Origin of the sequence: Actinomyces ruminicola (genome assembly GCF_900103885.1) — a bacterium.
Lineage (GTDB): Bacteria > Actinomycetota > Actinomycetes > Actinomycetales > Actinomycetaceae > Actinomyces > Actinomyces ruminicola.
Genome location: NZ_FNIM01000001.1, coordinates 484126 through 507697, shown reverse-complemented (window position 1 = coordinate 507697; position 23572 = coordinate 484126). Strand labels below are relative to the sequence as shown.

21 protein-coding genes are annotated in these 23572 nt (G+C 72.3%); 16 read left to right on the top strand and 5 right to left on the bottom strand.

The features are described from left to right. Window positions 1-30 precede the first annotated feature (30 nt). The 3 genes from nucS to BLR49_RS02130 all read left to right on the top strand — a co-directional run bounded on the left by nucS (window position 31) and on the right by BLR49_RS02130 (window position 3554). Window positions 31-726 (top strand): endonuclease NucS, encoded by a 696-nt coding sequence (gene nucS, locus BLR49_RS02140; protein ID WP_092532614.1) that lies wholly within the window; start codon window positions 31-33, stop codon window positions 724-726. A gap of 107 nt (window positions 727-833) precedes the next feature. Beyond that, entirely contained in the window at window positions 834-2078 is a 1245-nt protein-coding gene (locus tag BLR49_RS02135; RefSeq protein WP_092532611.1) for a DNA glycosylase AlkZ-like family protein, read from the top strand. 279 nt (window positions 2079-2357) lie between these two features. After that, window positions 2358-3554: an N-acetylglucosamine-6-phosphate deacetylase gene (locus BLR49_RS02130; protein ID WP_245690375.1), complete on the top strand. Its 1197-nt coding sequence runs from the start codon at window positions 2358-2360 to the stop codon at window positions 3552-3554. A gap of 82 nt (window positions 3555-3636) precedes the next feature. On the opposite strand, the gene BLR49_RS02125 is transcribed toward BLR49_RS02130, so the two are convergent. Further along, complete coding sequence (locus BLR49_RS02125) at window positions 3637-4212, bottom strand: mycothiol transferase (RefSeq protein ID WP_092532608.1); 576 nt, start codon at window positions 4210-4212, stop codon at window positions 3637-3639. 43 nt (window positions 4213-4255) lie between these two features. Further along, entirely contained in the window at window positions 4256-4822 is a 567-nt protein-coding gene (locus BLR49_RS02120) for a hypothetical protein (RefSeq protein ID WP_092532605.1), read from the bottom strand. Between the two features lie 208 nt (window positions 4823-5030). Here BLR49_RS02120 and BLR49_RS02115 point away from each other — a divergent pair, with 208 nt between their 5' ends. Continuing rightward, window positions 5031-6266: an MFS transporter gene (locus BLR49_RS02115; RefSeq protein WP_092532602.1), complete on the top strand. Its 1236-nt coding sequence runs from the start codon at window positions 5031-5033 to the stop codon at window positions 6264-6266. A gap of 68 nt (window positions 6267-6334) precedes the next feature. Continuing rightward, a complete protein-coding gene (locus BLR49_RS02110) occupies window positions 6335-7561 on the top strand; it encodes an AAA family ATPase (RefSeq protein WP_092532599.1) in 1227 nt (408 codons plus the stop codon). 183 nt (window positions 7562-7744) lie between these two features. On the opposite strand, the gene BLR49_RS02105 is transcribed toward BLR49_RS02110, so the two are convergent. Continuing rightward, entirely contained in the window at window positions 7745-8344 is a 600-nt protein-coding gene (locus BLR49_RS02105; protein ID WP_176765734.1) for a TetR/AcrR family transcriptional regulator, read from the bottom strand. 39 nt (window positions 8345-8383) lie between these two features. Between BLR49_RS02105 and BLR49_RS02100 the strand changes: the two genes are divergently transcribed. From BLR49_RS02100 to BLR49_RS02090, 3 genes are read left to right on the top strand one after another with little or no spacing between them, the layout of a single operon-like run. After that, complete coding sequence (locus BLR49_RS02100) at window positions 8384-9346, top strand: ABC transporter ATP-binding protein (RefSeq protein ID WP_092532593.1); 963 nt, start codon at window positions 8384-8386, stop codon at window positions 9344-9346. Next, window positions 9343-10473 (top strand): ABC transporter permease, encoded by a 1131-nt coding sequence (locus BLR49_RS02095; RefSeq protein ID WP_092532590.1) that lies wholly within the window; start codon window positions 9343-9345, stop codon window positions 10471-10473. Before BLR49_RS02100 ends, BLR49_RS02095 begins: the two co-directional genes overlap by 4 nt. After that, complete coding sequence (locus BLR49_RS02090; protein ID WP_176765733.1) at window positions 10473-11621, top strand: ABC transporter permease; 1149 nt, start codon at window positions 10473-10475, stop codon at window positions 11619-11621. The genes BLR49_RS02095 and BLR49_RS02090 overlap by 1 nt, the downstream gene beginning before the upstream one ends. A gap of 55 nt (window positions 11622-11676) precedes the next feature. On the opposite strand, the gene BLR49_RS02085 is transcribed toward BLR49_RS02090, so the two are convergent. Together BLR49_RS02085 and BLR49_RS02080 are read right to left on the bottom strand one after the other, a co-directional pair. Beyond that, complete coding sequence (locus tag BLR49_RS02085; RefSeq protein ID WP_092533386.1) at window positions 11677-13065, bottom strand: isochorismate synthase; 1389 nt, start codon at window positions 13063-13065, stop codon at window positions 11677-11679. Window positions 13066-13110: 45 nt separating this feature from the next. After that, complete coding sequence (locus BLR49_RS02080; protein WP_092532584.1) at window positions 13111-13857, bottom strand: demethylmenaquinone methyltransferase; 747 nt, start codon at window positions 13855-13857, stop codon at window positions 13111-13113. A gap of 354 nt (window positions 13858-14211) precedes the next feature. Between BLR49_RS02080 and BLR49_RS02075 the strand changes: the two genes are divergently transcribed. The 8 genes from BLR49_RS02075 to BLR49_RS02040 all read left to right on the top strand — a co-directional run bounded on the left by BLR49_RS02075 (window position 14212) and on the right by BLR49_RS02040 (window position 23444). After that, entirely contained in the window at window positions 14212-15510 is a 1299-nt protein-coding gene (locus tag BLR49_RS02075; protein ID WP_092532582.1) for a geranylgeranyl reductase family protein, read from the top strand. Next, window positions 15507-15866 carry an NADH-quinone oxidoreductase subunit A gene (ndhC, locus tag BLR49_RS02070; protein WP_092532579.1) on the top strand — a complete coding sequence of 120 codons (360 nt, stop codon included), beginning with the start codon at window positions 15507-15509 and terminating at the stop codon, window positions 15864-15866. Before BLR49_RS02075 ends, ndhC begins: the two co-directional genes overlap by 4 nt. A 12-nt stretch (window positions 15867-15878) precedes the next feature. Further along, window positions 15879-16499 carry an NADH-quinone oxidoreductase subunit B gene (locus tag BLR49_RS02065; protein ID WP_092532576.1) on the top strand — a complete coding sequence of 207 codons (621 nt, stop codon included), beginning with the start codon at window positions 15879-15881 and terminating at the stop codon, window positions 16497-16499. Further along, on the top strand, window positions 16496-17266 hold the full coding sequence (locus tag BLR49_RS02060; protein WP_092532573.1) for an NADH-quinone oxidoreductase subunit C: 771 nt from the start codon (window positions 16496-16498) through the stop codon (window positions 17264-17266). The genes BLR49_RS02065 and BLR49_RS02060 overlap by 4 nt, the downstream gene beginning before the upstream one ends. Continuing rightward, entirely contained in the window at window positions 17266-18645 is a 1380-nt protein-coding gene (locus BLR49_RS02055) for an NADH-quinone oxidoreductase subunit D (protein ID WP_092532570.1), read from the top strand. Before BLR49_RS02060 ends, BLR49_RS02055 begins: the two co-directional genes overlap by 1 nt. After that, window positions 18645-19370 carry an NADH-quinone oxidoreductase subunit NuoE gene (nuoE, locus tag BLR49_RS02050; RefSeq protein ID WP_092532567.1) on the top strand — a complete coding sequence of 242 codons (726 nt, stop codon included), beginning with the start codon at window positions 18645-18647 and terminating at the stop codon, window positions 19368-19370. The genes BLR49_RS02055 and nuoE overlap by 1 nt, the downstream gene beginning before the upstream one ends. Before the next feature lie 71 nt (window positions 19371-19441). Further along, window positions 19442-20728: an NADH-quinone oxidoreductase subunit NuoF gene (gene nuoF, locus BLR49_RS02045; protein WP_092533383.1), complete on the top strand. Its 1287-nt coding sequence runs from the start codon at window positions 19442-19444 to the stop codon at window positions 20726-20728. Window positions 20729-20732: 4 nt separating this feature from the next. Continuing rightward, window positions 20733-23444: an NADH-quinone oxidoreductase subunit G gene (locus BLR49_RS02040; protein WP_092532564.1), complete on the top strand. Its 2712-nt coding sequence runs from the start codon at window positions 20733-20735 to the stop codon at window positions 23442-23444. The last annotated feature ends 128 nt before the right edge of the window (window positions 23445-23572 follow it).

Here is a 23572-nt window from a genome sequence, read left to right as displayed (position 1 = left end):
GGGGAGGCGGAGAGCCGGTAGGCTGCCCGGGTGCGCGTTGTGATCGCTTCCTGCTCCGTGGACTACTCCGGCCGTCTGGACGCCCACCTGCCCCGGGCCACCCGCCTGATCATGGTCAAGGCCGACGGCTCGGTGCTGGTCCACTCCGACGGCGGCTCCTACAAGCCGCTGAACTGGATGAGCCCGCCCGCGCGCCTGGCCGAGGTGGCCCCCGACGACGAGGACGCCGAGGCCGGCGTCACCGCTCGCTGGGAGGTCATCGCCGCCAAGAGCGAAGACCGCCTGGTCATCCGTCTGTTCGAGATCGTCTCCGACACCAGTGTGGAGCTCGGCCTCGACCCCGGACTGAGCAAGGACGGCGTGGAGGCCCACCTGCAGGAACTGCTCGCCGAGCAGGTGGAGGTGCTCGGCCCCGGCTTTCGCCTGGTGCGCCGCGAGTACCCCACCCCGATCGGCCCGGTCGACCTGCTGGTGCGCGACGCCGCCGGTGCCGCCGTGGCCGTCGAGGTCAAGCGCGTGGGCGGCATCGACGGCGTCGAGCAGCTGACCCGCTACCTGGACATGCTCGATCGGGATCCCCTGCTGACCCCGGTGCGCGGGGTGTTCGCCGCCCAGCAGATCAAGCCGCAGGCGCGCGTGCTGGCCGAGGACCGCGGCATCCGCTGCGTGGTGCTGGACTACGACGCCATGCGCGGCCTGGACGATCCCTCCTCCCGGCTCTTCTGAGCCGCCGGCGAGTCATGCTGCCGCGCCCCGACCCGCGCCGTGGATCCGGCGCCGGAGTCGAGGCGCGCCCGCTTCGGCCTGTCCGACGCACCGCATAGCATCTGCCCATGCCCGCCGCCCGCCTTGCCGCCCCGCGTGAGCTGTCCTACCTGCGCATCCTCGCCCAGGGACTCGTGCCCGCCACTTCCGCCCCTGACGTCGAGGAGGCGGTGCGCCGTCAACTGGCCGTGCAGGGCCAGCAGCCCTCGGCGGTGCCGCACGCGCTGATCCTCCGCGCCGAGGGCGCCACCGGCTCCGACGTCGACGCCGCCTTCGCCGCCGGCCGCCTGGTGCGCTCCTGGCCCATGCGCGGCACGGTGCACATCACCACCGCGGCCGACCACCACTGGTTGCGGGTGGCCCTCAAGCACCGCTCCGAGGTCTGGACCCGCCGCGCCGCGGAGCACCTCGGCGTCGACGACGCCGCTGCGGAGCGGGCAGCCGATACCGCCTTGGCACTCATAGACCGGGAGGGGCCGGTGGCCCGCTCGCGGCTGATCGAGGCCTGGCAGGAGGCGGGCCTGCTGGACGCCGCGGAGGGGCCGGACTCCTTCACCAACGGTTCGGGGCGACGGCGCTACCTGCTGGTGCGGCTGCAGCGCGAGGGCGTGCTGGTGCAGGGGCCCAGGCGCGGCAACGAGCACCTGATCATGGACGCCCGCCCCCTGCCCGCTGCCGAGACCGGTCCCGGCGGCACCGGCGGCGGGGCTAAGGGCGTGCCTGGCCACCGCGCCGCGCTGGCGGAGATCGCCCGCCGGTACGCCACCAGTCATGGGCCCGTGAGCGCGGCCGACCTGGCCCGGTGGACCACGCTGCCACTCGCCCAGTCCACCCGGGCGCTGGAGGACGCCGTCGAGATCACACATGCGGCCGACTACCCGGTCGATCCCGCCGCCGCCCGCGTGCCACTGGTGCGGGCTCGAGCCGAGGGCGGGCTGCGCGGGCGTGCGCGCCTGCTGGACGCTGAGGCCGCGGCGCCCGGACGTGATGTGCTCTACCTGCGCGCAGATCTGCCCGCGCTGCTGGAGGAGCACTCTCGCGCCGTCGTGCGCACGCTGTTCCTCCCCTCCTTCGATGAGCTGCACGTGGGCTACAAGGACCGCTTGTGCTTGACCGACGCCGCCGGGGAGCTGCTGATCTGTCCGGCGCGCAATGGCATGTTCCGGCCGCTGCTGGTGGATCGTGGGCGACTGGTGGCGGTGCGCCCCGTGGGACAGGGGCTGCTGTGGGCCGACGAAGCTCGCCGCTCGGCCCGGCTGGAGGCCGCGGTGGAGCGGGCGGTACGGCGCGTCGAGCGCAGGCTGCGCAGGTGAGCGCCGCCCGTTTGCCCCGGACGCGAGTGTTCCGGGGCTGGCGGGTCGCCACTTCGCCGGCTCGGCCAGGCGTGGCGACCTCAGAGTCCGGAAAAGGAGCAGAACCGACCTCAGCCGGCTAGACAACAGACGTCTGATGTCGGGCGGGGTCTGGGGTAGACTCGCCGCATGAGCAACGCCGCCATGCCCGCCGCCGCATTCGCCGGGTCCTCCTCCGCCCCTGGTGACGTCCCCGCCGCTGGTCCGCCATTCGCCCTGCGCGGCCGAGTCGTCACCCCGATGCAGATCATCGACGACGGGGTGGTCGTCATCGCCGAGCGCCACCTGGCCTGGGTCGGCTCCGCGGACGAGGCCGTCGGGGCCGGCTGGGCGGGTCTGCTGGACGCCGCCCGCGTCGCGCCGCCGGGCGGCTACCTGCTGCCCGGCCTGGTGGACGTGCATTGCCACGGCGGCGGCGGCGAGTCCTTCCCCAACGCCGAAACCGCCGCACAGGCCATGGTCGCCGTGCGCGAGCACCGCCGCCACGGCACCACCAGTCTGGTCGCCTCCTGCGTCACCGCTGCGCCGGAAGTGCTCAGGGCGCGCACCCGGGTGCTGGCGGACCTGTGCGACGCGGGGGAGCTCGCCGGCATCCACTTCGAGGGTCCGTTCGTCTCTGCCGAGCGCTGCGGCGCCCAGGACCCCGCCTACATCGCCGACCCGGACGCGGAGCTGACTCGCGAGCTCATCGAACTGGGCCGCGGTCACGTGGCCACCATGACCATCGCCCCCGAGAAGCCACACATCACGGGCGACGACGGCATGGTCGCGGCACTGATAGAAGGAGGGGCGCTGCCCTCCTTCGGTCACACCGACTCCGAGGCCGCCACCATGCGCGCCGCCCTGGCCTGCGCCTCCTCTCGAATCGCCGCTCGGCTAATGGTCGGAGCCCCCGTCCGCTCCGCCCGCGCCACCGCCACCCACCTGTTCAACGGCATGCCCCCCATGCACCATCGCAGCCCCGGCCCCGTGCCGGAGCTCCTCGCCGCGGCCGTTGGCGGCGAGTGTGTCGTGGAGCTGATCGGCGACGGAGTCCATTTGGCCCCGGCCATGGTCCGCGCCATGTTCGAGACCCTGGGGCGGGAGAACGTCGTGCTGATCACCGATGCCATGGCTGCTGCGGGCATGGCCGACGGCGACTATGTGCTCGGCTCCCAGGCGGTAACCGTCACCGGCGGCGTGGCCCGTCTGAGCGAGGGCGGGGCGATTGCCGGCGGCACCGCCCATCTGCTCGACGTCGTGCGCACCACCTGGCGTGGCGGGGTCGACCTGGTCGACGCCGTATTCGCCGCCTCCTGCCAGGGCGCGGAGATCCTCGGCGACCACTCCATCGGGGCGCTGGAGGCCGGCCTGTGGGCCGACGTCGTGGTCACCGACGTCAACCTGAATCCGGTCGAGGTCATCCGCCGCGGCGAGGCTGTGGACCGACGCCGGTGAGGCGCACGCGCCTGGGCGGCACGCCACTGGCTCCGGCCTCGGTGCGTGGTTTGTGCAGGCTTCGTCGGGCCGGGAGAGCGGCTCAGCCGGGCAGGCCCAGCAGCCGGTGGGTGTAGACGGCCTGGCCGGAGTGCTGAGCGGCGTCGTCGATGATGGAGGCCAGCCGCACGCCGCGGGTGACCGGCGGGTCCCAGGCGCGGTCGACGATGTCGTCGAGGGCCGCCGGGGTGAGTGAGGCCAGGTAGTCACGGGCCAGGGCGTAGGCGGCGTCGAGGTATTCGGTCAGGACCGTCAGGTCGTTCACGCGCACCAGCGCGGCCTGCGCGGGGGTGTGGCGCCAGTCCTCGGTGTCGTCGGGCAGCGGCAGGGCGAAGCGCTCCTTGAAACCGCGCGCCGTCCACAGCACCTCGGTGCCGGCCAGGGCGGAGACCTGCATATCGATCTCGCGGGCCGTGTGCCAGGCCAGCCAGCTGAGGGAGTCGATGCGTGGGGCGAGCTCGGGGGTGGGCTGGGTGTTGGCCTGCTCCACGCTCACGCCGTCCAGGGCGCGATCGAAGCGCTCGCGGGAGCGCTCCAGCGAGGCCGACAGGAGGCTGAGGTAGGGGGAGGCGTCGGTGTGGTCAGAGGCTGTGGCGGGGAGTTCGCTGTGCTCGTTCATGCCCCCACGGTAGGCGTGGGTCGGCGTCGTGGACAGGGGCGAGTCAGATCCGCTGGCCGCACTGGGAGCAGAAGGCGGCGTCCTCGGTCTCCAGGTAGCCGCAGGAGCGGCAGCGCAGCTTGACCACCTCCGCGGGGGAGCCCGTCGGCCCGGGGGCGCCTCCAAGCGCGGCCTGCAGGGTGGGGATCTCCTCCAGCCGCATCTGGTCCTGGGCGCCCTCCGAGCGCCTCCACGGCTCAGCGTCGCGGGCCTCGCCCTGCGGTGACAGCACGACGCCGGAGCCGGCCAGCCCCTGTCTGCCCACGCGTCGCAGCCACTGGCCGGCGCTGATGACGAAGAAACCAAAGAACGCCACGGGGAAGAACCGGAAGGCGCGGCCGATACCGCTTCCGATGGCGGTGTGGTCGCCGGAACCGAATACGTCACCGATCCCGGCGAAGGCGGCAAAAACGGCGACGAAGACGCTCAAGAACATGAGCAGGCCGATCCCCTGGAGGACGGCTCCGCCGTAGTAGGCAACCTTCCGCCAGGTTGGCACGTCATAGCTGCGTGGCCGACCGCCGTTGTTCGTGTACGGGGACTGCTGGGCGGGCGTGGAACCGTGGGTCATGAGTGAGCCTCCGGGTGAGGTGGAGGCGAGTCACTATAAACGACGGCTCACTGGATCACGAATCGAGGACGGACCATGGGGTGCTGTGCCGTGCCCGCACTCTTGCGCGGGGAGTGCGGAGCCAGTTAAATTGAACTTACGGTCAATTCTGTGACGGGTGCCGCGGGACTCGTTCGTCCCGGCCGTTCCCACCCAGAGAGGCTCCCCGATGTACCTACTGCTACTCGCCATCATCTACCTGGCCTTCATCAGCCTCGGCCTGCCGGACTCGCTCGTGGGTGCCGGCTGGCCGGTCATGCACGAAGACCTGGGGGTGCCGGTTTCCTACGCGGGCGGCATCACCTTCATCATCGCCGTGGGCACGATCATCTCCTCCCTGGCCTCCGAGCGGCTCACCCGGCGCTTCGGCGCGGGCCTGGTCACGGCCGTGAGCGTGGCAATGACGGCGGCGGCACTGTTGGGCTTCTCCGTGGCCACGCACTACTGGATGCTGTGCCTGTGGGCCATTCCCTACGGCCTGGGCGCGGGCGCCGTAGACGCGGCGCTGAACAACTACGTGGCGCTGCACTACACGGCAAGGCACATGAACTGGCTGCACAGCTTCTGGGGAGTGGGGGCCTCCATCAGTCCCTTCGTCATGAGCCTGGCGCTGTCCGCGAACGGCAACTGGCCGGCCGCCTACCGCGCCATCGGCCTGCTGCAGATCGGGCTGACCGCCGTGCTGTTGGCCAGCCTGCCGCTGTGGCGGCGCATCGCTGCGATCCGGCCCGGCGACGGGGCGCAGGCGGCGGAGGCCGCCGACGGGGCAGAGCCGGACGGGACGGCCGAGGCCGCCTCGGTGGTGGATGGGGGCCGGGCGGCGCAGACGCACGTGTCGCTGCTCGCGGCGCTGCGCATTCCGGGGGTCCCCTCCGTGCTGCTGGCGTTCTTCGCCTACTGCGCCTTCGAGCAGACGGCGATGCTGTGGGGTGCCACCTTCTTCGTCTCCGACCGCGGCTTCGAGGCGTCCTCGGCGGCGTCCTTCGGTGCCCTGTTCGTGCTGGGACTGACCGCGGGCCGCTTCCTGTGCGGCTTCTTCGCCGATCGCGTCGGAGATCGGGCGCTGATCCGCGGCGGCTTCCTGCTGGGAGCCGTCGGCGCACTGCTCGTGGCGCTGCCGCTGGGGGCCGTGTCCTTCATGGGCTTCGCCCTGGCCGGTGTCGGTGCGGCACCGGTGTATCCGGCGATCATCCACTCCACGCCCGAAAACTTCGGACGCCGCAACTCTCAGGCGATCATCGGCATCCAGATGGCCGCGGCCTATACGGGTACCACCATCATGCCGCCGCTGTTCGGGATCATCTCCGGTCGGGTCGGACTCTGGCTGCTGCCCTTCTACCTGCTCGCCCTGGCCCTGCTGGGGCTGGCCATGACCGAACGGCTCAACGGCCTCAAGCGCAGTTGATGCGGAACCCTCTCGACACCCCCTTGATAAAGTTATCAAGGACTCCGCTCGTTGATAAACTTATCAACGTGCGGACTCCGCTTGACTCTCCATTCAGCCCGGGCTCGGACACCGTGCCCGAGGTGTGGGCCGGCCGAGCCGCCCAGCTCAGCGACTGGCGGGACGTGCTCCGCCCGCGGCGCCTGGCCGGCATTCACGAGCGGGGCCGCACGATCCTGGGAGAGGCGGGCTCGGGCAAGTCGTCCCTGGTGCGGCGAATCGCCCGTGACGCCGCCGACGCCGGTGACTGGGTCACCCCGCAGCTGCGGATCCCGTCCGGAACCGACCCGATCAAGCGGGTCGCCGCGGCCCTGCTGGACCTGGCGTCGGCCGCGGGTCTGGCCGCCGCTCGCGAGCAGCGCATATCCGAGCTGCTGCGGCGGGTCGAGACCGTGGCCGTCTCCGGCGTCTCCCTGTCCATGCGCGCGCAGGAGGGGCCGGAGCCGTACACCGTTCTGACCGACCTGCTGATCGAGATCGGCCGCGCCGCCATCCAGCGCCGAGACGTCATGGTGCTGATCCACATCGACGAGGTGCAGAACATCACCGATGAGGGCGCCCGTTCCCAACTGCTGACCGCGCTCGGCGACGCCCTGGCACATGATGAGGCCATCGACATCCCGGGAGGCGTGCAGGTTGCTCGCGGCCTCCCGGTCGCCGTGTACCTGACCGGACTGCCCGAGTTCGCAGACATGGCGGGCGCGCGCACGGGCGCCACCTTCGCGCGCCGCTTCCGCACCATCACCCTTGACGCCATCGACGATGCCGCGCTCATGGCCGCGCTCCAGCCCTTCGTCACCGAGGGCTGGCCGAGCGCCGCCGGCGACGGCATCGACCGGGTGTTCATGGAACCTGCAGCGCAGCGCGCCATTGTGGAGCGCTCCTGTGGGGAGCCCTTCCTCTTCCAGCTCGCGGGGGAGCGCGCCTGGTATGCGGGCACCGATAACCTCATCACCGCTGCGCAGGTCGAGACCGGGTGGCGCGATGCTGCGCCCGAGGCGGAGGCGCACGTGCAACGCATTCTCGACCGGCTCCCCGCGCGCGAACGGCAGTTCCTCGAGGCCATGGCGGGGCTCGAGCCCGAGGAGCGCAGCCTGACCAACATCGCCCGGGCCATGGGGTACGCGAAGGTCACCGACGCCGGCCCGACGGCGCAGCGCCTCGACCTGGTCCGGCGCATCATCCGCCGCGCCAGGCCCTACGGCTTCCGCCACCGTGCCATCGAGGCCTACCTCACCTCCGACTGGCCCTGGTGAGGTCGATCGGGCCAGGACCTTATTGGCCGGCAATGCGCACCGCGCCGTTCGGAAACTGTCGCGCAACGGCACAAACGCCGTTGTATGTCATAAGGCGAGTTGAGAAAGTGGCGTGATTTCAACGATTCGTCAGACGCCCTCCGGTGCCGGCGGCCCGTTTGTGCCGTTCTCAGACATTCTGGCTCACGAGAGTCCCCGCGGCGCCAGCGCCGAGCGCAGGGCGGGGGTCAGCTGGGCCACGACGTCGTCGGCGGGCAGGGAGGCGACCGGTTCCAGCCGCAGCAGGTAGCGGGTCAGGAACAGCCCGGAGAAGATTGTCGCGGCCGTGGCCGCCCGCCGCCCGGCGTCCGCGCCGCCGATGTGCTCGGTCAGGCGCCCGATCATCTCCGTGTGCAGATATTCCCGCAGCACCCGCAGCGCCGCCTCGGAGGACAGGGCGTCGGCGAACAGGCGGGCCAGACCCTCCCGGTAGCCGGGCCGGTCCCACGCCGACAGCGCCGAGCGCAGCAGCGCCTGCGCCAGGTGCTCGGGCGGCACCCTGGCCGCCACCAGGTCGAAGCCCTGCGCCGGGCTCGGCGCCAACTCGGCGACCGCACGGAAAAGTCCCTCCTTGGAGCCGAAGTAGTAGGTGATCAGGGAGTGGTCCACATCGGCCTGCGCGGCGATCGACCGCAGCGATGTGCGGGCGTAACCGTCCTGTTCGAAGCGGTCCCGAGCGGCGGTCAGGATCCGCTCCCGAGTGTTTGAAGGGCCGGAGGGACGCCCACGTCGTTTATTCACCACAGTAGAAATCATTACGCTCGCCGGAGTTACCTGGCAAGCATGAACGCCCCGCAGGCCCCCACCATCAGCTTCCGCGAACTGCGCATGGAGTTCCCTCGCCGCCGCTCCCGGCCCCTGGTCGCGCTCGATTCCCTCACTCTCGACGTCGGCCACGGCCAGGTCTTCGGCCTGCTCGGCCCCAACGGCTCGGGCAAGACCACCTCCGTCAACCTGCTGTGCGGCCTGCTGCGCCCCACCGGCGGCACCGTGCTGGTGGAGGGCATCGACGTGCGCACCGACGTCACCGGGGTGCGTACGCACCTGGGGGTGGTGCCCCAGGAGACCGCTCTGTACAACGACCTGAGCGCCGAGGAGAACCTCGCCTTCCACGCCCGCCTGTACGGTGTGCCCCGCGCGCAGCGGCGCAACCGCATCAATGAGGTCCTCGAGCTGGTCGGCCTGGCGGAGCGCCGGGGCGACCGGGTGGGCACCTACTCCGGCGGCATGCAGCGCCGCCTGGCCCTGGCCCGGGCCCTGCTGACCCGGCCGGGCGTCGTCGTCCTGGACGAGCCCACTCTCGGGGTGGACGTGCAGTCCCGTGCCGCCCTGTGGGATCGGGTTCGGCGCATCGCCGCTGACGGCGGCACGGTGCTGCTGACCACGAACTACATGGAGGAGGCGCAGGCACTGGCGGACAACCTGGCCATCCTCGACCACGGCCTGCTCATCGCCACCGGGACTCCGGAGGAGTTGCGCGGCAGGCTGGGAAGGACCTTCATCGATGTGCGCACCGCACGGCCCGACCCGGCGCTGGCGCGGCTGCCCGGCGTGGTCGGCGTGTCCTGGCACGACGGCGTCGCCTCGGTGGCCGCCGACGGGTCACCGGCCACCATCCGCACCCTCCTCGACCGGCTGACTGAGCAGGACCCCGACGCCCTCCTGGTGGGGGTGCGCCGCCCCGACCTCAACGACGTCTTCCTGAGCCTGACCGGGACGGCTCTGCGCGATAGGGGACAGGCATGACCGCCATGCGCGCCGCGCTCGCCATCGCGGTCAAGGACTGGACGCGATTCCTGCGCCAGCCCTTCCTCATGGTCATCTCGGTGGTCATCCCCCTGGTGTTCATCTTCTTCTACTCGCTGGTCATTCCCGTGTCCAACAACAACCCGATCATGGTGGCGGACCTCGACGGCGGCCCGGCGGCCGCACGCCTGATCGAGACCATGCGCACCATCCGCTCCGACGAGGGGCCCTACTACGACGTGCGCACCACCGACCCCGAAACCGCGTTAAGGGCCTTCGATGACGCCGAGGCGCTGGCCGTCGTGGTCATCCCGGAGGGATTCTCCGCGGACGTCGGCGCCGGCGACGCCCGGGTGGAGCTGCGACTGAACAACATCAACTCCGACTACTCCAAGAACCTGCGCCTGCGTCTGGACGCGGCGGTGCGCGCGCTCAACGACGAACTGGTCGGCCCGGTGATCGGCGTGGAGGAGACCCGCTGGCTGGCCGCCGACCCCACCATGCTCGGCTACATCTCCACCAGCCTGCTCCTGTTCGGCTGCCTGTACGCCGCCATGGTCAACACCGGCCTGCAGATCGCCGCGGAGTGGAACGACCGCACCGTCAAGCACCTGCTGCTGGCCCCGCTCGGCCGCGGCACGCTCGTGGCCGGCAAGGTGATATCCGGGCTCGGACAGTCCCTGGCGTCGGTGGCGCTGGTGGCGGCGGTGCTCGTGGTCGGCTTCGACTTTCGGCCCAGCGGCAGCCTGGGGGCCATGGCGGGAATCGTCGGGGTGGTGCTGCTCATGGGGGCCGGGATCGGCATGGTGATCGGCGTCGCCTCAAAGAAGACCTTGGCGACGGCGTCCGGCCTGATCACCCTGGCGGTTGCATTCTTCCTGGTGTCCGGCAATGAGGAGTCCATGCGCGGGCTCGCCTGGGGGCAGCCGATTACGGCGCTGTGGCAGCTGTCCCGGGCACTGCCCACCACCTACGCCTTCATGAGTGCCCGCAGCATCTTCCTCACCGGCGACGCCTCAGACCTGGCCCGCAACCTCGCCGTCGTGCTGACCGCGACGGCGGCGATTCTGGCTCTGGCCGGATGGCTGTTGCGCCGCGCCTACACCAACTTGAGCGGAGGACAGTGATGAGACCGACGACGCCGAGGCGGCCGCGGCGCGGGTGGCGCGGGCACGTGGAGCGCGTGGGCGCCGTCGCCCGCAAGGACCTGCGCCAGTGGGCCCGCGACCGGCAGGCCCTGGCCGGCCCCATGCTCATCCCGCTGGTGCTGATGCTCCTGTGCGGCATCCTGTTCGGCTTCGGCGGGGACGAGTGGAACATCGGCCTGATCAACGAGGGGGAGGGGCCCCACGCGGCTGCGTTCGAGGCGGAGATCCGCGACCTGCGCAGCAACATCAGCCCCTACTTCCGCGTGGTGACCACCGACGCCGACGAGGCCGAGCGATTGGTGGCCGCCGGCCGCCTGCACCTGGTGGTCACCGTCCCCGCCGACTTCGACGAGCGCATCGAGACGGGGCAGAGGCCCGTACTACGCACCAGGACCTACAACATCAACACCGACATGATGAAGAACGCCCGCCTGCGACTGACCCGCGCGATCCAGGACTACGCCGCCGCACAGGCGCCCGGGGCCGCACCGGTCACCGTCACGCAGGAGACGACGCGTCCCGACGACGTGTGGCGCCGCACCTTCATCGGACACAGCGCCGTCATCCTCGCGGTCATGGTCGGCTCCGCGCTGAACGCCGCGATCATGACTGCGCGCGAGTGGGAGCATCGCACCGTCAAGGAGATCAGGCTCGCACCCCGGCCAGTGGGCGACGTGACCGCCGGGACGCTGCTGGCCGCCGTCATCGCCGGAGGCATCAACACCCTGGTCGCACTGGCCGTGGCCGCGGCCGTGTTCGGGGTGCGGGTGCCGGTGGGGCGGTTGCCGGTGCTGGCGGGCGTGGCCGCGCTGACCGCGCTGGCGTGCGCCGGGATCGGCGTCGCCATCGGCGCCTGGCTGCGGGACTACCGCACGGTGCAGCCGCTGCTCATGATCACCTTCGCCGGCTCGTTCTTCGCCTCCGGCGGCTTCTCCTCGCTCGCGACCCTGCCGCGCGCGGTGCAGGTCCTCGACCGGTTCTGGCCACCGGCATACGTGTTCGAGACCATGCAGGCGCAGGCGTGGATGACCGAGCCCCCGTCGGCGGCGCCGGTGCTGGCCGGCTGCGCCGCGGCCGCCGCGGTGGGCGTGGGAGTCGGTGCCTGGGCGCTGAACCGGCGGCTCTAGGCGGATTCGAACGCACACGTGGCCGTGGTCGGCACCCCGGGCCGGGGGAGCTGAATCAGCGGGGAGTGCCTAGCGACTTGCCGTTCATGCCGAGGGCGGCCAGCACGGGACGCATCTTCGCGGTCGTCTCGGCCAGCTCGTCGGAGGGTACCGAGTCGGGCATGATCCCGCCGCCGCCGAAGACCCGCGCCGGCGCCCCCGGCGCTACCCCGCCGGGCGGCAGGGCGGCGCAGCGCAGCGCGATGCACCACTCGCCCTCGCCGTGCCAGTCCACCCAGCCCACCGGGCCCGCATACCGCCCCCGGTCCATGCCCTCCACCTCGGCGATGATGCGGGCGGCGGCCGCGGTGGGCGTGCCGCACACCGCCGCCGTGGGGTGCAGGGCGCGCACCAGTGACAGCGCCCCCGTGTCCCCGGCGACCACCCCGGTGATGTCGGTGGCCAGATGCAGCACATTCGGCAGGGTCAGCACCCGCGGCTCGCGGGCGCGCACCACCGAGCACAGGGGCTCCAGGGCGGAAAGCGCCGAGTCGCGCGCCAACTCGTGCTCGGCCCGATTCTTCGACGACGCCGCCAGCCAGCGCGCCAGCCGGTCCACCTCGCGCTCGCGGGATGCCGCATCGCCCGAGTGGCGGCGCGCCGTCCCCGCCAGCACCCGGCTGACCAGGCGTCTGCCCTCCAGCCGCACCAACAGCTCCGGGCTCGCCCCCACCATCGAGTCGACGGCGAAGGTCCAGCACGACGGATAAGCCGTGCCCAGTCGCCGCAGCAGGTCGCCGGTCGCCAGGGGCGCGGCCGGAGCCACCAGCAGGTCACGGGCCAGCACCACCTTGCGCGCCTCGCCGACCGCCATGCGCCGCTGGGTCTCGGCGACGGCGTCCAGGTAGTCGGCCTCGGACAGTGACCCGGGCGAGACCATGGGGGCGTCGGGGGAGGCGACGTCAGGTCGGGCGGATGCCGACGGGCGCAGTCGGGACAGAGCCTCCGCCACCTCCGGATGCTCCTCGCCCTCCGCCACGGCGGTGGTCAGCCACGCCCCGGCGGCATCCAGCCCGACCAGGAATCGCGGCACGATCAGCACCGAGGCGGCGGCGGAGTCGGGGGAGAAGGCGATGGCGCCCAGGGCGACCGGCCCGGTGCCGGGGCGCACCAGTGCGTCGCGCCACCAGGAGGCGTAGACGGTGGCGCGCCAGGCGGAGCGCAGGTCCTCGATCCGATCCGGGCCACGTGCTTCCAGCCGGAGCGCACACCCCCAGCCGACCAGTCCGCGCCCGCGGCGCACCCAGGAGACGACATCCGCGCACCCGGTGAGCAGGTCGAGTAGCCCCGGGGCGTTCTCCGCCGTAGCGGCGCCACCGGCACCCGCCGCGACGAGACCGTCGGGCAGGGCGACCGTGCGGAAGGACAGGCGCGGAGGGGAGGCGGCGGCCCGCGGCGCGGACAGCGTCGGGGCGGGGTCCAACCCCTGATCGGGCAACGGCGCGGTCACTCAGGCTCCCGGGGCGGTTGGCGCGTCGCCGGGAACGCCGCCCGGCGTCGGCGCCTCCGGCTTGGTGGCGCGGTGGATGGCGACGATCCCGCCGGACAGGTTCTTGTAGCCCACCCCGCGCCAGCCGGCGCGCTGCAGCATCCCCGCCAGCGCCTCCTGATCCGGCCAGGCCAGGATCGACTCGCCCAGGTAGCCGTAGGCGTCGGCGTTGGAGGACAGCAGCCTCCCGGCCGCCGGCAGGGCCGTGCCCAGGTAGAAGCGGTACAGGCGACGGAACGCCGCGCGCACCGGGGTGGAGAACTCCGCGATCACCAGGCGCCCGCCGGGGCGGGTCACCCGCGCCATCTCCTCGAGCGCCCTCGCGGTGTCCTGCACATTGCGCAGCCCGTAGGAGATGGTGACCACGTCGAAGGCATCATCGGGGAAGGGCAGGTCGGTGGCGTCTCCGACGACGAACTCGATCTCGGGGTGGCGCCGCCGCCCCTCGGCCACCATGCCCGCGGACAGGTCGCAGGCGACCACGTCCGCGCCGTCGGCGGCGTAGTCGACGCTGGAGGTGCCGGTACCGGCGGCCAGGTCCAGCACCCGCATGCCGGGACGTGCGGCGACGGCGGCACGGGTGACGGCGCGCCACATGCGCACCTGCCACAGGCTCATCACGTCATTAGTCAGGTCATATCGGCGTGCGACGGCGTCGAACATGCCTGCGATCTCACGGGGGTCCTTGGCGAGAGAGGCTCGGCTCATGGGGTGATCCTCGCAGATCGCGGACCCGGTCGGCGGCCGCCCGACCGCCGGGGGCGCGGGCCGACGCGCAGGGGGCCCTAATTCGCAAGGGTAGGTATCTCTAAATATGCGCCGAACGTTGCCGCCCCCCTCGTCCGGGCGCCTCGTATGCACCTGCGTTATCCTGGAAATCGCGGGGAATAACACGGGTTTACGGCGGCGGAGGCGGGGTCTGCGAATGACGCGTCGAGGTCAGCCGGTAATGTCTCGGCCGGTCCCCGTTGGTCCACAGGACTCCCGGGTCCCGGCCGCCCCGGTGGTCGCCCGACATCTCCTAACCATCCCGAGCCGCACTACGTAAGGAGGCAGGCAGCAATGGCAGCAGCCGCTGGTGATCTGAGCGCCGACGTCGTCGTCGTGGGCGCGGGTCCCGCAGGCTCGGCCGCCGCCTACCACCTGGCCCGACTCGGTCTGGACGTGCTGCTGCTGGAGCGGCAGGAGCTCGGCCGGGACAAGGTCTGCGGCGATGGGCTCACCCCCGCAGCGGTGCGCGAACTGGTCCGTATGGGCGTGGACACCTCCGCCTGGCAGCGCAATCGGGGGCTGCGCGTCATCGGCGGCGGGCACCAGCTGCACATCCCCTGGCCGGAGCAGCGCAGCCTGCCCTCCTACGGGCTGGCCCGGCGCCGCGCGGAACTGGATCGGGACCTGGCCCAGCACGCGGCAGCCGCCGGCGCCCGCCTGCTCACCGGCGTGACCGTCACCGCCCCCGTAACCAGCGCCGCGGGCCGTGTCACCGGTGTGGAGGCGGTTCCCACCCCCCGCAGCCCCGAGCCCGGCATCGAGGCTCCCGCCACCATCAGCGCCGGGCTGGTCATGGACGCCGGCGGCGTCTCGGCCCGCCTGGCCACCGCCGCCGGCCGCGCCAAGAGCGAGCGCAGGCCGCTGGGCGTGGCCGTGCGCGCCTACTTCCGCTCTCCGCGCGCCGACGACGCCTGGATGGAGTCCCGCCTGGAACTGTGGGACGGCCCCGCCGGACGCTCCGACCTGCTGCCCGGATACGGCTGGATCTGGAGCGTGGGCGACGGCCTGGTCAACGTCGGCCTGGGGTCGGTGGCCTCGACGCCGGCCGCGGCCTCCGCGCGCGGCATCGACTACCGCGCCGTGCTGGGCCGCTGGCTCGAGCACGTCCCCGCCGCCTGGGGCCTCACCCCCGACAACCGGGTGGGGCGCATCGCCTCCGCCGCCCTGCCCATGGCCTTCAACCGCAAGCCCCACTACGCCGACGGGCTCATGCTGCTGGGCGACGCCGGCGGCATGGTGTCCCCCTTCAACGGGGAGGGCATCGCCCAGGCGCTCATGGCGGGGCGCCTGGCCGCCGAGGCGGCCGCCCAGGCGGCGGCCCGCACCACGGCCGCCGGCCGTGAGCTCGCCCTGTCCCAGTACCCCGCCGCGCTGGAGGCGCAGATGGGCGGCTACTACACCCTCGGGCGCATCTTCGTCGCCCTGATCGAGCATCCCGAGGTGATGCGCGTGTGCACCCGTTACGGGCTGCCGCGCAAGCGCCTCATGCGGCTCGTCGCCAAGCTCCTGTCCGACGGCTGGGAGCGCCGCGGCGGCGACGGAATCGACCACTTCATCCAACTCCTCACAAGGATGGTGCCGGCAGCATGAACCCGTACGTCTCCCTGCTCATCATGGCGGCGGTCGCCATGGTCATCGCCATCGGTGGCCTGGTGCTGTCCGCGATCGTGAGCCCGAACCGGCACAACCGGGTCAAGGTCGCCAACTACGAGTGCGGCATCGACCCCACCCCCACCAACGTCGACCAGGGCCGGTTCCCCGTGTCCTTCTACCTGGTCGGCATGACCTTCATCATCTTCGACGTCGAGGTCGTCTTCCTCTACCCGTGGGCCACCGCCTTCGCGCAGCTGGGCTTCTTCGGGCTGAGCGCCGCCCTCGTCTTCATCGCGCTGATCACGGTGCCCTACCTCCTCGAGTGGCGCCGCGGCGGCCTGGACTGGGAGTAAAGGAGCGAGCCCATGAACATGCGCGAGTACAACGAGAAGATGCTCCACATCCCCTCCAAGCGGGATGACCTGCGCGCGCAGGCCTTGGAGAGCGTCGAGGGGCCCGGCTTCATGCTCACCACCGTGGAGAAGCTCGCCGACCTGGCCCAGGCGCGCTCGCTGTGGCCGGTGACCATGGGCCTGGCCTGCTGCGCCATCGAGATGATGGCCACCGGCACGCCGCGCTTCGACATGGCCCGCTTCGGCTGGGAGGTCTTCCGCGCCTCGCCGCGCCACGCCGACGTCATGATCGTCTCCGGCCGCGTCTCCCACAAGATGGCCCCGGTGGTGCGCAACGTCTACGACTCCATGCCCGAGCCCAAGTGGGTCATCTCCATGGGCGCCTGCGCCTCCTCCGGCGGCGTGTTCAACAACTACGCCGTGGTCCAGGGCGCCGACCACATCGTGCCGGTGGACATCTACCTGCCCGGCTGCCCGCCGCGGCCCGAGATGCTGCTGAACGCCATGCTCGAACTGACCCGGCAGATCGAGCGCAAGCCGATCTTCGCCCACCGCGAGGAGATCGCCCGCGCCGTCGAGGCAGCCGCCCTCAAGGCCGTCCCCACCTCCGAGATGAAGGGGCTGCTCGCATGAGCACCAACGCCGAGAACACCGCACCCGAGACCGACGCCGTCGCGCCGCCCGCCGCCGCGGCGGCCCCGGAGGTCGCCGGCCGCCCGGTGCGCGAGGAGCTGCGCCTGGAGGTCATCGGCACCCACACCGGCCAATTCGGAGCCCCCGACGCCGGCGACACCACCGGCTACGGCGGCACCACCAGCGTGGTCGCCCTCGCCCCGGCAGCCACCCGCCCCTACGGGGGCTGGTTCGACGACGTCGTCGACGCGCTGCTTGAGGACCTCACCGAGGCGGGCGTCGACCCGGCCGCCGCCATCGAGAAGGTCGTCGTCGAGCATGACGAGCTGACCCTGTTCATCGCCCGCGAGCACCTGCTCGACGTGGCGCGCCCCCTGCGCGACGACCAGGACCTGCGCTTCGAACTGTGCCTGGGCGTCACCGGCGTGCACTACCCGGCCGACGCCGGCCGCGAGCTGCACGCCTGCTACGAGCTGATCTCCCTGACCCACGGCGCCCGCGCCCTGCGCCTGGAGGTCACCTGCCCCGAGGGCGACCCGCACGTGCCCTCGCTGGTGCCGGTCTACCCCGGCAACGACTGGCACGAGCGGGAGGCCTGGGACCTGATGGGCATCGTCTTCGACGACCACCCCAACCTGACGCGCTCGGCCATGCCCGACGACTGGGTCGGGCACCCGCAGCGCAAGGACTACCCGCTCGGCGGCATCCCCGTTGACTACAAGGGCGCCGCCACCGCCACCGCCGACACCCGGAGGTCGTACCGCTGATGAGCACACTGCACGCCACCGGCCCCGCCACCGACGACCTCATCGACGGCGTCCCCCAGTACACCGCCAACGGCGGCGACTGGGACGACATCGCCGCCCAGATCGCCGCCCGCGACGAGGCCGACCGCCTCCAGCACGACCGCGTCGTGGTCAACATGGGCCCGGTCCACCCCTCCACCCACGGCGTGCTGCGCCTGGTGCTGGAGACCGACGGGGAGACCGTCACCGACCTGCGCGCAGGCACCGGCTTCCTGCACACCGGCATCGAGAAGAACATGGAGTACCGCACCTGGGTGCAGGGCGAGACCTTCGTGACCCGCATGGACTACGTGGCCCCCTTCTTCCAGGAGGTCGGCTACGCCCTGGCGGTGGAGAAGCTGCTGGGCATCACCGACGACGTCCCCGAGAAGGCGACCGTCGCCCGCGTGCTCCTCATGGAGCTCAACCGCATCGCCAGTCACGTGGTGGCAGTCGGCTCCGCCGGCAACGAGATGGGCGGCACCACCCTGATGACCATCTCCTTCCGCTGCCGGGAGAACATCCTGCGCGCCTTCGAGATGGCCTCCGGGCTGCGCATGAACCACGCCTACGTGCGCCCCGGCGGCCTGGCCCAGGACCTGCCGGAGGGCTTCACCGACTTCGTCCGCTCGGTCATGCCGAACATCAAGCAGGACCTGGGCGAGCTGGAGTCCCTGCTCATGGCCAACCCGATCCTGAAGTCCCGGTTCGTGGGCATCGGCGAGATGAGCCTGGCCGCAGCCATGGCCATGGGACTGACTGGCCCGTGCATCCGGGCCGCCGGCTACCCGCTGGACATGCGCAGGCTGCGACCCTACTGCGGGTACGAGACCTACGACTTCGAGGTCCCCGTCTACGACCGCTCCGACTGCTACAACCGGCTGCGGGTGCGCTTCGACGAGTGCTACCAGTCCCTCAAGATCGTCTCCCAGGCGCTGGACCGGCTCGACGAGATCGCCGCCCGCGGCGACGACCCGTCCAACACCACCATGGTTGCCGACCCGACCATCGCCTGGCCGGCCCGCATGGCCATCGCCACCGACGGGCAGGGGCAGTCCCTGGAGCACGTCAAGGACATCATGGGCGCCTCCATGGAGTCCCTGATCCAGCACTTCAAGCTAGTCACCCAGGGGTTCCGGGTGCCGGCCGGGCAGGTGTATCAGACGATCGAGCACGCCAAGGGCGTCCTCGGCATCCAGGCCGTCTCCGACGGCGGCACCCGCCCCTACCGGGTCCACTTCCGCGACCCCTCCTACTCCAACCTGCAATCGCTGGCCATGATGAGCGAGGGCGGCATGATCGCCGACGTCGTCCCCTCCCTGGCCTCGATCGACCCCGTCCTGGGAGGCGTGGACCGCTGATGAGCACCCTTGAGAACACCCCCGCCCCGGCCGACGCCGCCGGCATCGCACTGGGCTACGCACCGGATGTGGCCGCGCAGCTGGACGCCGACATCGCCGAGATCATGTCCCGCTACCCGGCCGGGCACGAGCGCAGCGCCATCATCCCCATGCTGCACCTGATTCAGAGCGTCGACGGCTACGTCTCCCCGGCCGGCATCGCCCTGGTGGCGCAGAAGCTGGAGCTGACCCGCTCCGAGGTCTCCGCCGTCGCCACCTTCTACAGCCAGTTCCGCCGTCACCCCGCCGGCGAGTACCACGTGGGCGTGTGCACCAACGCCCTGTGCGCCGTCATGGGCGGCGACGAGGTGTGGCGGGCCGTGAGCGAGCACACCGGCCTGGGCAGCGACGAGACCAGCGCGGACGGCCGCATCAGCCTCGAGCGCGTGGAGTGCAACGCCGCCTGCGACTACGCCCCCGTGGTGATGGTCAACTGGGAGTTCTTCGACAACCAGACCCCCGCCTCCGCAGTCGACCTGATCGGGCGTCTCGAGCGCGGCGAGGACGTCACCCCCACCCGCGGCCCGGAGACCGTGCCGACCTTCCGGGAGAACGAGCGGCTGCTGGCCGGATTCGAGGACGGCCGCGCCGACGAGGGCATCGGCGCCGGCGAGTCCAGCCTGCGGGGCCTGCGCCTGGCCCGCGAGCACGACTGGAAGGCCCCCACCCAGGAGGAGGACAAGTGAGCGAGCAGACTCCCGGCTCCGCGGAGCCGACCTTCACCGCCCCGGGCACCCTCACCCCCGTCGTCACCGACATGTGGGACAAGGAGCGCTCCTGGACGCTTGACGCCTACCGGGCCTCCGGCGGCTACCAGGGCCTGGCCCGCGCCAAGACCATGAGCTCGGCCGAGCTGATCGAGCTGGTCAAGGCCTCCAACCTGCGCGGCCGCGGCGGCGCCGGCTTCCCCACCGGGCTGAAGTGGTCCTTCCTGCCCGCCCCGGACGGCCTGCCCCGCTACCTGGTGGTCAACGCCGACGAGTCGGAGCCCGGCACCTGCAAGGACATGCCCACCCTGATGGCCAACCCCCACGCCCTGGTGGAGGGGGTCGCCATCACCTCCCGCGCCATCGGCGCCGACCGCGCCTTCGTGTACGTGCGCGGCGAGGTCGCCCACCCCTACCGGCGACTGCTGCACGCCATCCACGACGCCGCCGACGCCGGCCTGCTCGCCGACGGCTTCGGCCTGGACGGCAACCAGCCGCTCAAGATCGTCGCCCACGCCGGTGCCGGCGCCTACATCTGCGGCGAGGAGACGGCCCTGCTCGACTCCCTCGAGGGACGCCGCGGCCACCCGCGCCTGCGGCCGCCCTTCCCGGCTGTGCAGGGCCTGTACGCCCGCCCCACCGTCATCAACAACGTGGAGACGATCGCCTCCGTGCCCGGGGTGCTGGCCCGCGGGGCCGCCTGGTACTCCTCCATGGGCACCGAGCGCTCCAAGGGGCACGGCCTGTTCTCCGTGACCGGGCACGTGGCGAGCCCAGGCCAGTTCGAGGCCCCCTTCGGCATCACCATGCGCGAGCTCATCGAGCTGGCCGGCGGGGTCCGAGCCGGCCACGAGCTGAAGTTCTGGGTGCCGGGCGGCTCCTCCACCCCCATCTTCGGCCCCGAGGAGCTGGACGTGCCCCTGGACTACGAGTCCGTGATCGGCGCCGGCTCCATGCTGGGCACGCGCGCCCTGCAGGTCTTCGACGACACCGTCTCGGTGGTGCGGGTGGTGTCCCGCTGGACCGAGTTCTACCAGCACGAGTCCTGCGGCAAGTGCACCCCCTGCCGTGAGGGCACCTACTGGATGCGGCAGATCATGACCCGCCTGGAGGCCGGCCGGGGCGAGAGCGGCGACGTCGAGAAGCTGGAGGACATCGCCTCCAACATCGCCGGCCGCTCCTTCTGCGCCCTCGGGGACGCCGCCGCCACCCCGGTGCTGTCCGGCATCAAGCGCTTCCGCAGCGAGTTCGAGGCCGGCTACACCACCCCCGCGGCCGAGCTGTTCCCTCCCGCGGCCTCCTCCATTGTCAACAGCCCGGCTGAGAGCGGACGGTGACCACATGACTGACACGGTCAACATCACGATCGACGGCATGAGCGTCGAGGTGGACAAGGGCACCCTGCTGATCCGCGCCGCGGAGCAGGTGGGCGTGCGCATCCCGCGCTTCTGCGACCACCCGCTGCTGGCGCCGTCGGCCAACTGCCGCCAGTGCCTGGTGGAGGTCGCCATGCCGGGCCGCGACGGCGTCGTCCGGCCCATGCCCAAGCCGCAGCCCGCCTGCGCCATGACCGCCTCGGAGGGCATGGAGATCTCCACCCAGGCCACCAGCGCGGTGGCCGCCAAGGCGCAGGCCGGCACCATGGAGTTCCTCCTGATCAACCACCCGCTGGACTGCCCGGTGTGCGACAAGGGCGGGGAGTGCCCCCTGCAGAACCAGGCCCTGGAGCTGATGGCCTCCGGCGCCCAGGCGGCCACCCGCTTCACCGACGTCAAGCGCACCTTCCCCAAGCCGCTGCGCCTGACCAGCAACATCCTGCTCGACCGCGACCGCTGCATCCTGTGCCAGCGCTGCGTGCGCTTCGCCGACCAGATCGCCGGCGACCGCTTCATCACCCTGCAGGGGCGCGGCGCCGGCCACGCCGGCGGCGAGATCACCGGCGGGCTCTACTCCGAGCAGATCGGCCGCTTCGACTCCGGGGTCCTGGACTTCCACGACCCCGAGGCCGTCGCCTCCCGGCACACGCAGAGCGTGCGCGGCGGGGAGCACCTGGTGCCCCAGGCGGACCTCGCCGGACCGGGCGGCGAGCCCGGCGTCGTCGACGGCACCGCCTACGGGCCCGGCGGGTTCGAGGAGCTGGACGTGTCCGGACGCCCCTTCGCCTCCTACTTCTCCGGCAACATCATCCAGATCTGCCCCGTCGGCGCGCTGACCAGCGCCCGCTACCGGTTCCGGGCCCGCCCCATGGACCTGGTGTCCACCGACACCGTCACCGAGCACGACGCCTCCGGCTCCGCCCTGCGCGTGGACATGCGCCGCGGCGTGGTGCTGCGCCGCCTGGCCGGCAACGACCCCGAGGTCAACGAGGAGTGGATCACCGACAAGGACCGCTTCGCCTTCCCCTGGTCCACCCTGGATGACCGCCTGGACGTCCCGCTCGTGCGCGACGCCGACTCCGGCGAGCTGGTGGCCACCTCCTGGTCCGACGCGCTGGACGTGGCCGCCCGCGGCCTGGCCGCCGCCCGCGCCGACGGCGGCGTGGGGCTCCTGCCCGGGGGACGCCTGACCCTGGAGGACGCCTGGGCCTGGTCCCGTTTCGCCCGCACCGTGCTGGGCACCAACGACATCGACCAGCGGGTGCGCGACCACAGTGCCGAGGAGGACACCTTCCTGGCCGCCCGCGTCGCCGGCACCGGCCTGGGGGCGGTCACCTACCGGTCGCTGGAGACCGCCGGCCAGGTGCTGCTGATCGCCCTGGAGCCCGAGGACGAGTGCGGCTCGCTGTTCCTGCGCCTGCGCAAGGGCGTGCGCGCCGGCGGCGTCAAGGTCGCCACCGTCGCCGGCCTCCGCTCGGCCGGGTCGCGCAAGCTCGACGCCGAGGTGGTCCCGGCCGCTCCCGGCGCCGAGGCCCGCACCGTCGCCCTGCTGTCCCAGACCCACCCCGAGCTGACCCGGGCCCTGGGCCAGGACGGAGCCACCATCCTGGTGGGGGAGCGGGCCGCCGCCGTGCCCGGCCTGCTGTCGGTCATTGACACGCTCGCCTCCGCCACCGGCGCCCGCCTGGCCTGGGTGCCGCGCCGCGCCGGTGAGCGCGGCGGCATCGAGGCGGGCCTGCTGCCCTTCCTCCTGCCCGGCGGCCGTCCCGTCGCCGACGCCGCCGCCCGCGCCGAGGTGCAGCGGCTGTGGGCCCCGCTCGGCGGGCTGAGCGCTCCCGCCCCGCTGCCCGAGCAGCCCGGCCGGGATGCCACCGCGATCCTGGACGCCCTCGCCGACGGCGTGCTCGGCGGCGTCGTGATCGGCGGCGTCGACCTGCGTGACTTCCCCGACCCGGGCCTGGCCCGTACCGCCCTGGCCGCCTCGGGCTTCACCGTGCAGCTGGAGGTGCGCCGCAGCGAGGTCAGCGAGCACGCCGACGTCGTCCTGCCGGTGGCGCCGCCCGCGGAGAAGAACGGCACCTTCGTCAACTGGGAGGGGCGCGTGCGCCCCTTCGGGCAGGCGCACGTCTCGCGCGCCCGCACCGACCGGCAGGTGCTGGCCGCCCTGGCCGCCGAGATGGGCGCCGACCTGGGCGTGGACACCCTTGAGGACGTGCACGCGCAGGTGGACGCCCTGGGCCTGTGGGCCGGCGCCCGCCCCCGCGTCGCCTTCACCCCCGCCCCCCAGAGCGCGGATGCGCCGGCGCAGGCGCCCGGTTCCGGCCGCTCCACGGTCAGTGGCCTGGACGCCGTCCTGGCCACCCACAAGCCGATGCTCGACGCCGGCCGCCTCCAGGACGGCGAGCCCTTCCTGGCCGCCACCGCCCGGCGCCCCGTCGCCCGCGTCGGCGCCGACCTGGCCGCCCGCCTGCACCTGGTCGGCGGCGAGCGCATCGACGTGACCGCCGCCGCCGGCACGATCACGCTGCCGGCCGTCGTCGGCGGCGTCCCCGACGGGGTCGTCTGGCTGCCGGAGTGCTCACCCGGCTCCACGGTCCGCCAGAGCCTCGGCGTCGGCCACGGCGCCCGCGTCTCCCTCTCACTCACCACTGCGGACAGCCCGGAGGTGGCCCAGTGAACCCGATTGGAATCGCCAGTATCCCGAGCCCCTCGGCGGCCGCCGGCCTGCCGGCCGCCCTGGCCGCGCAGGGGGGCGGCGTCGTCGCCGACTACTCCCAGGAGACCTGGTGGCTGACCCTCATCAAG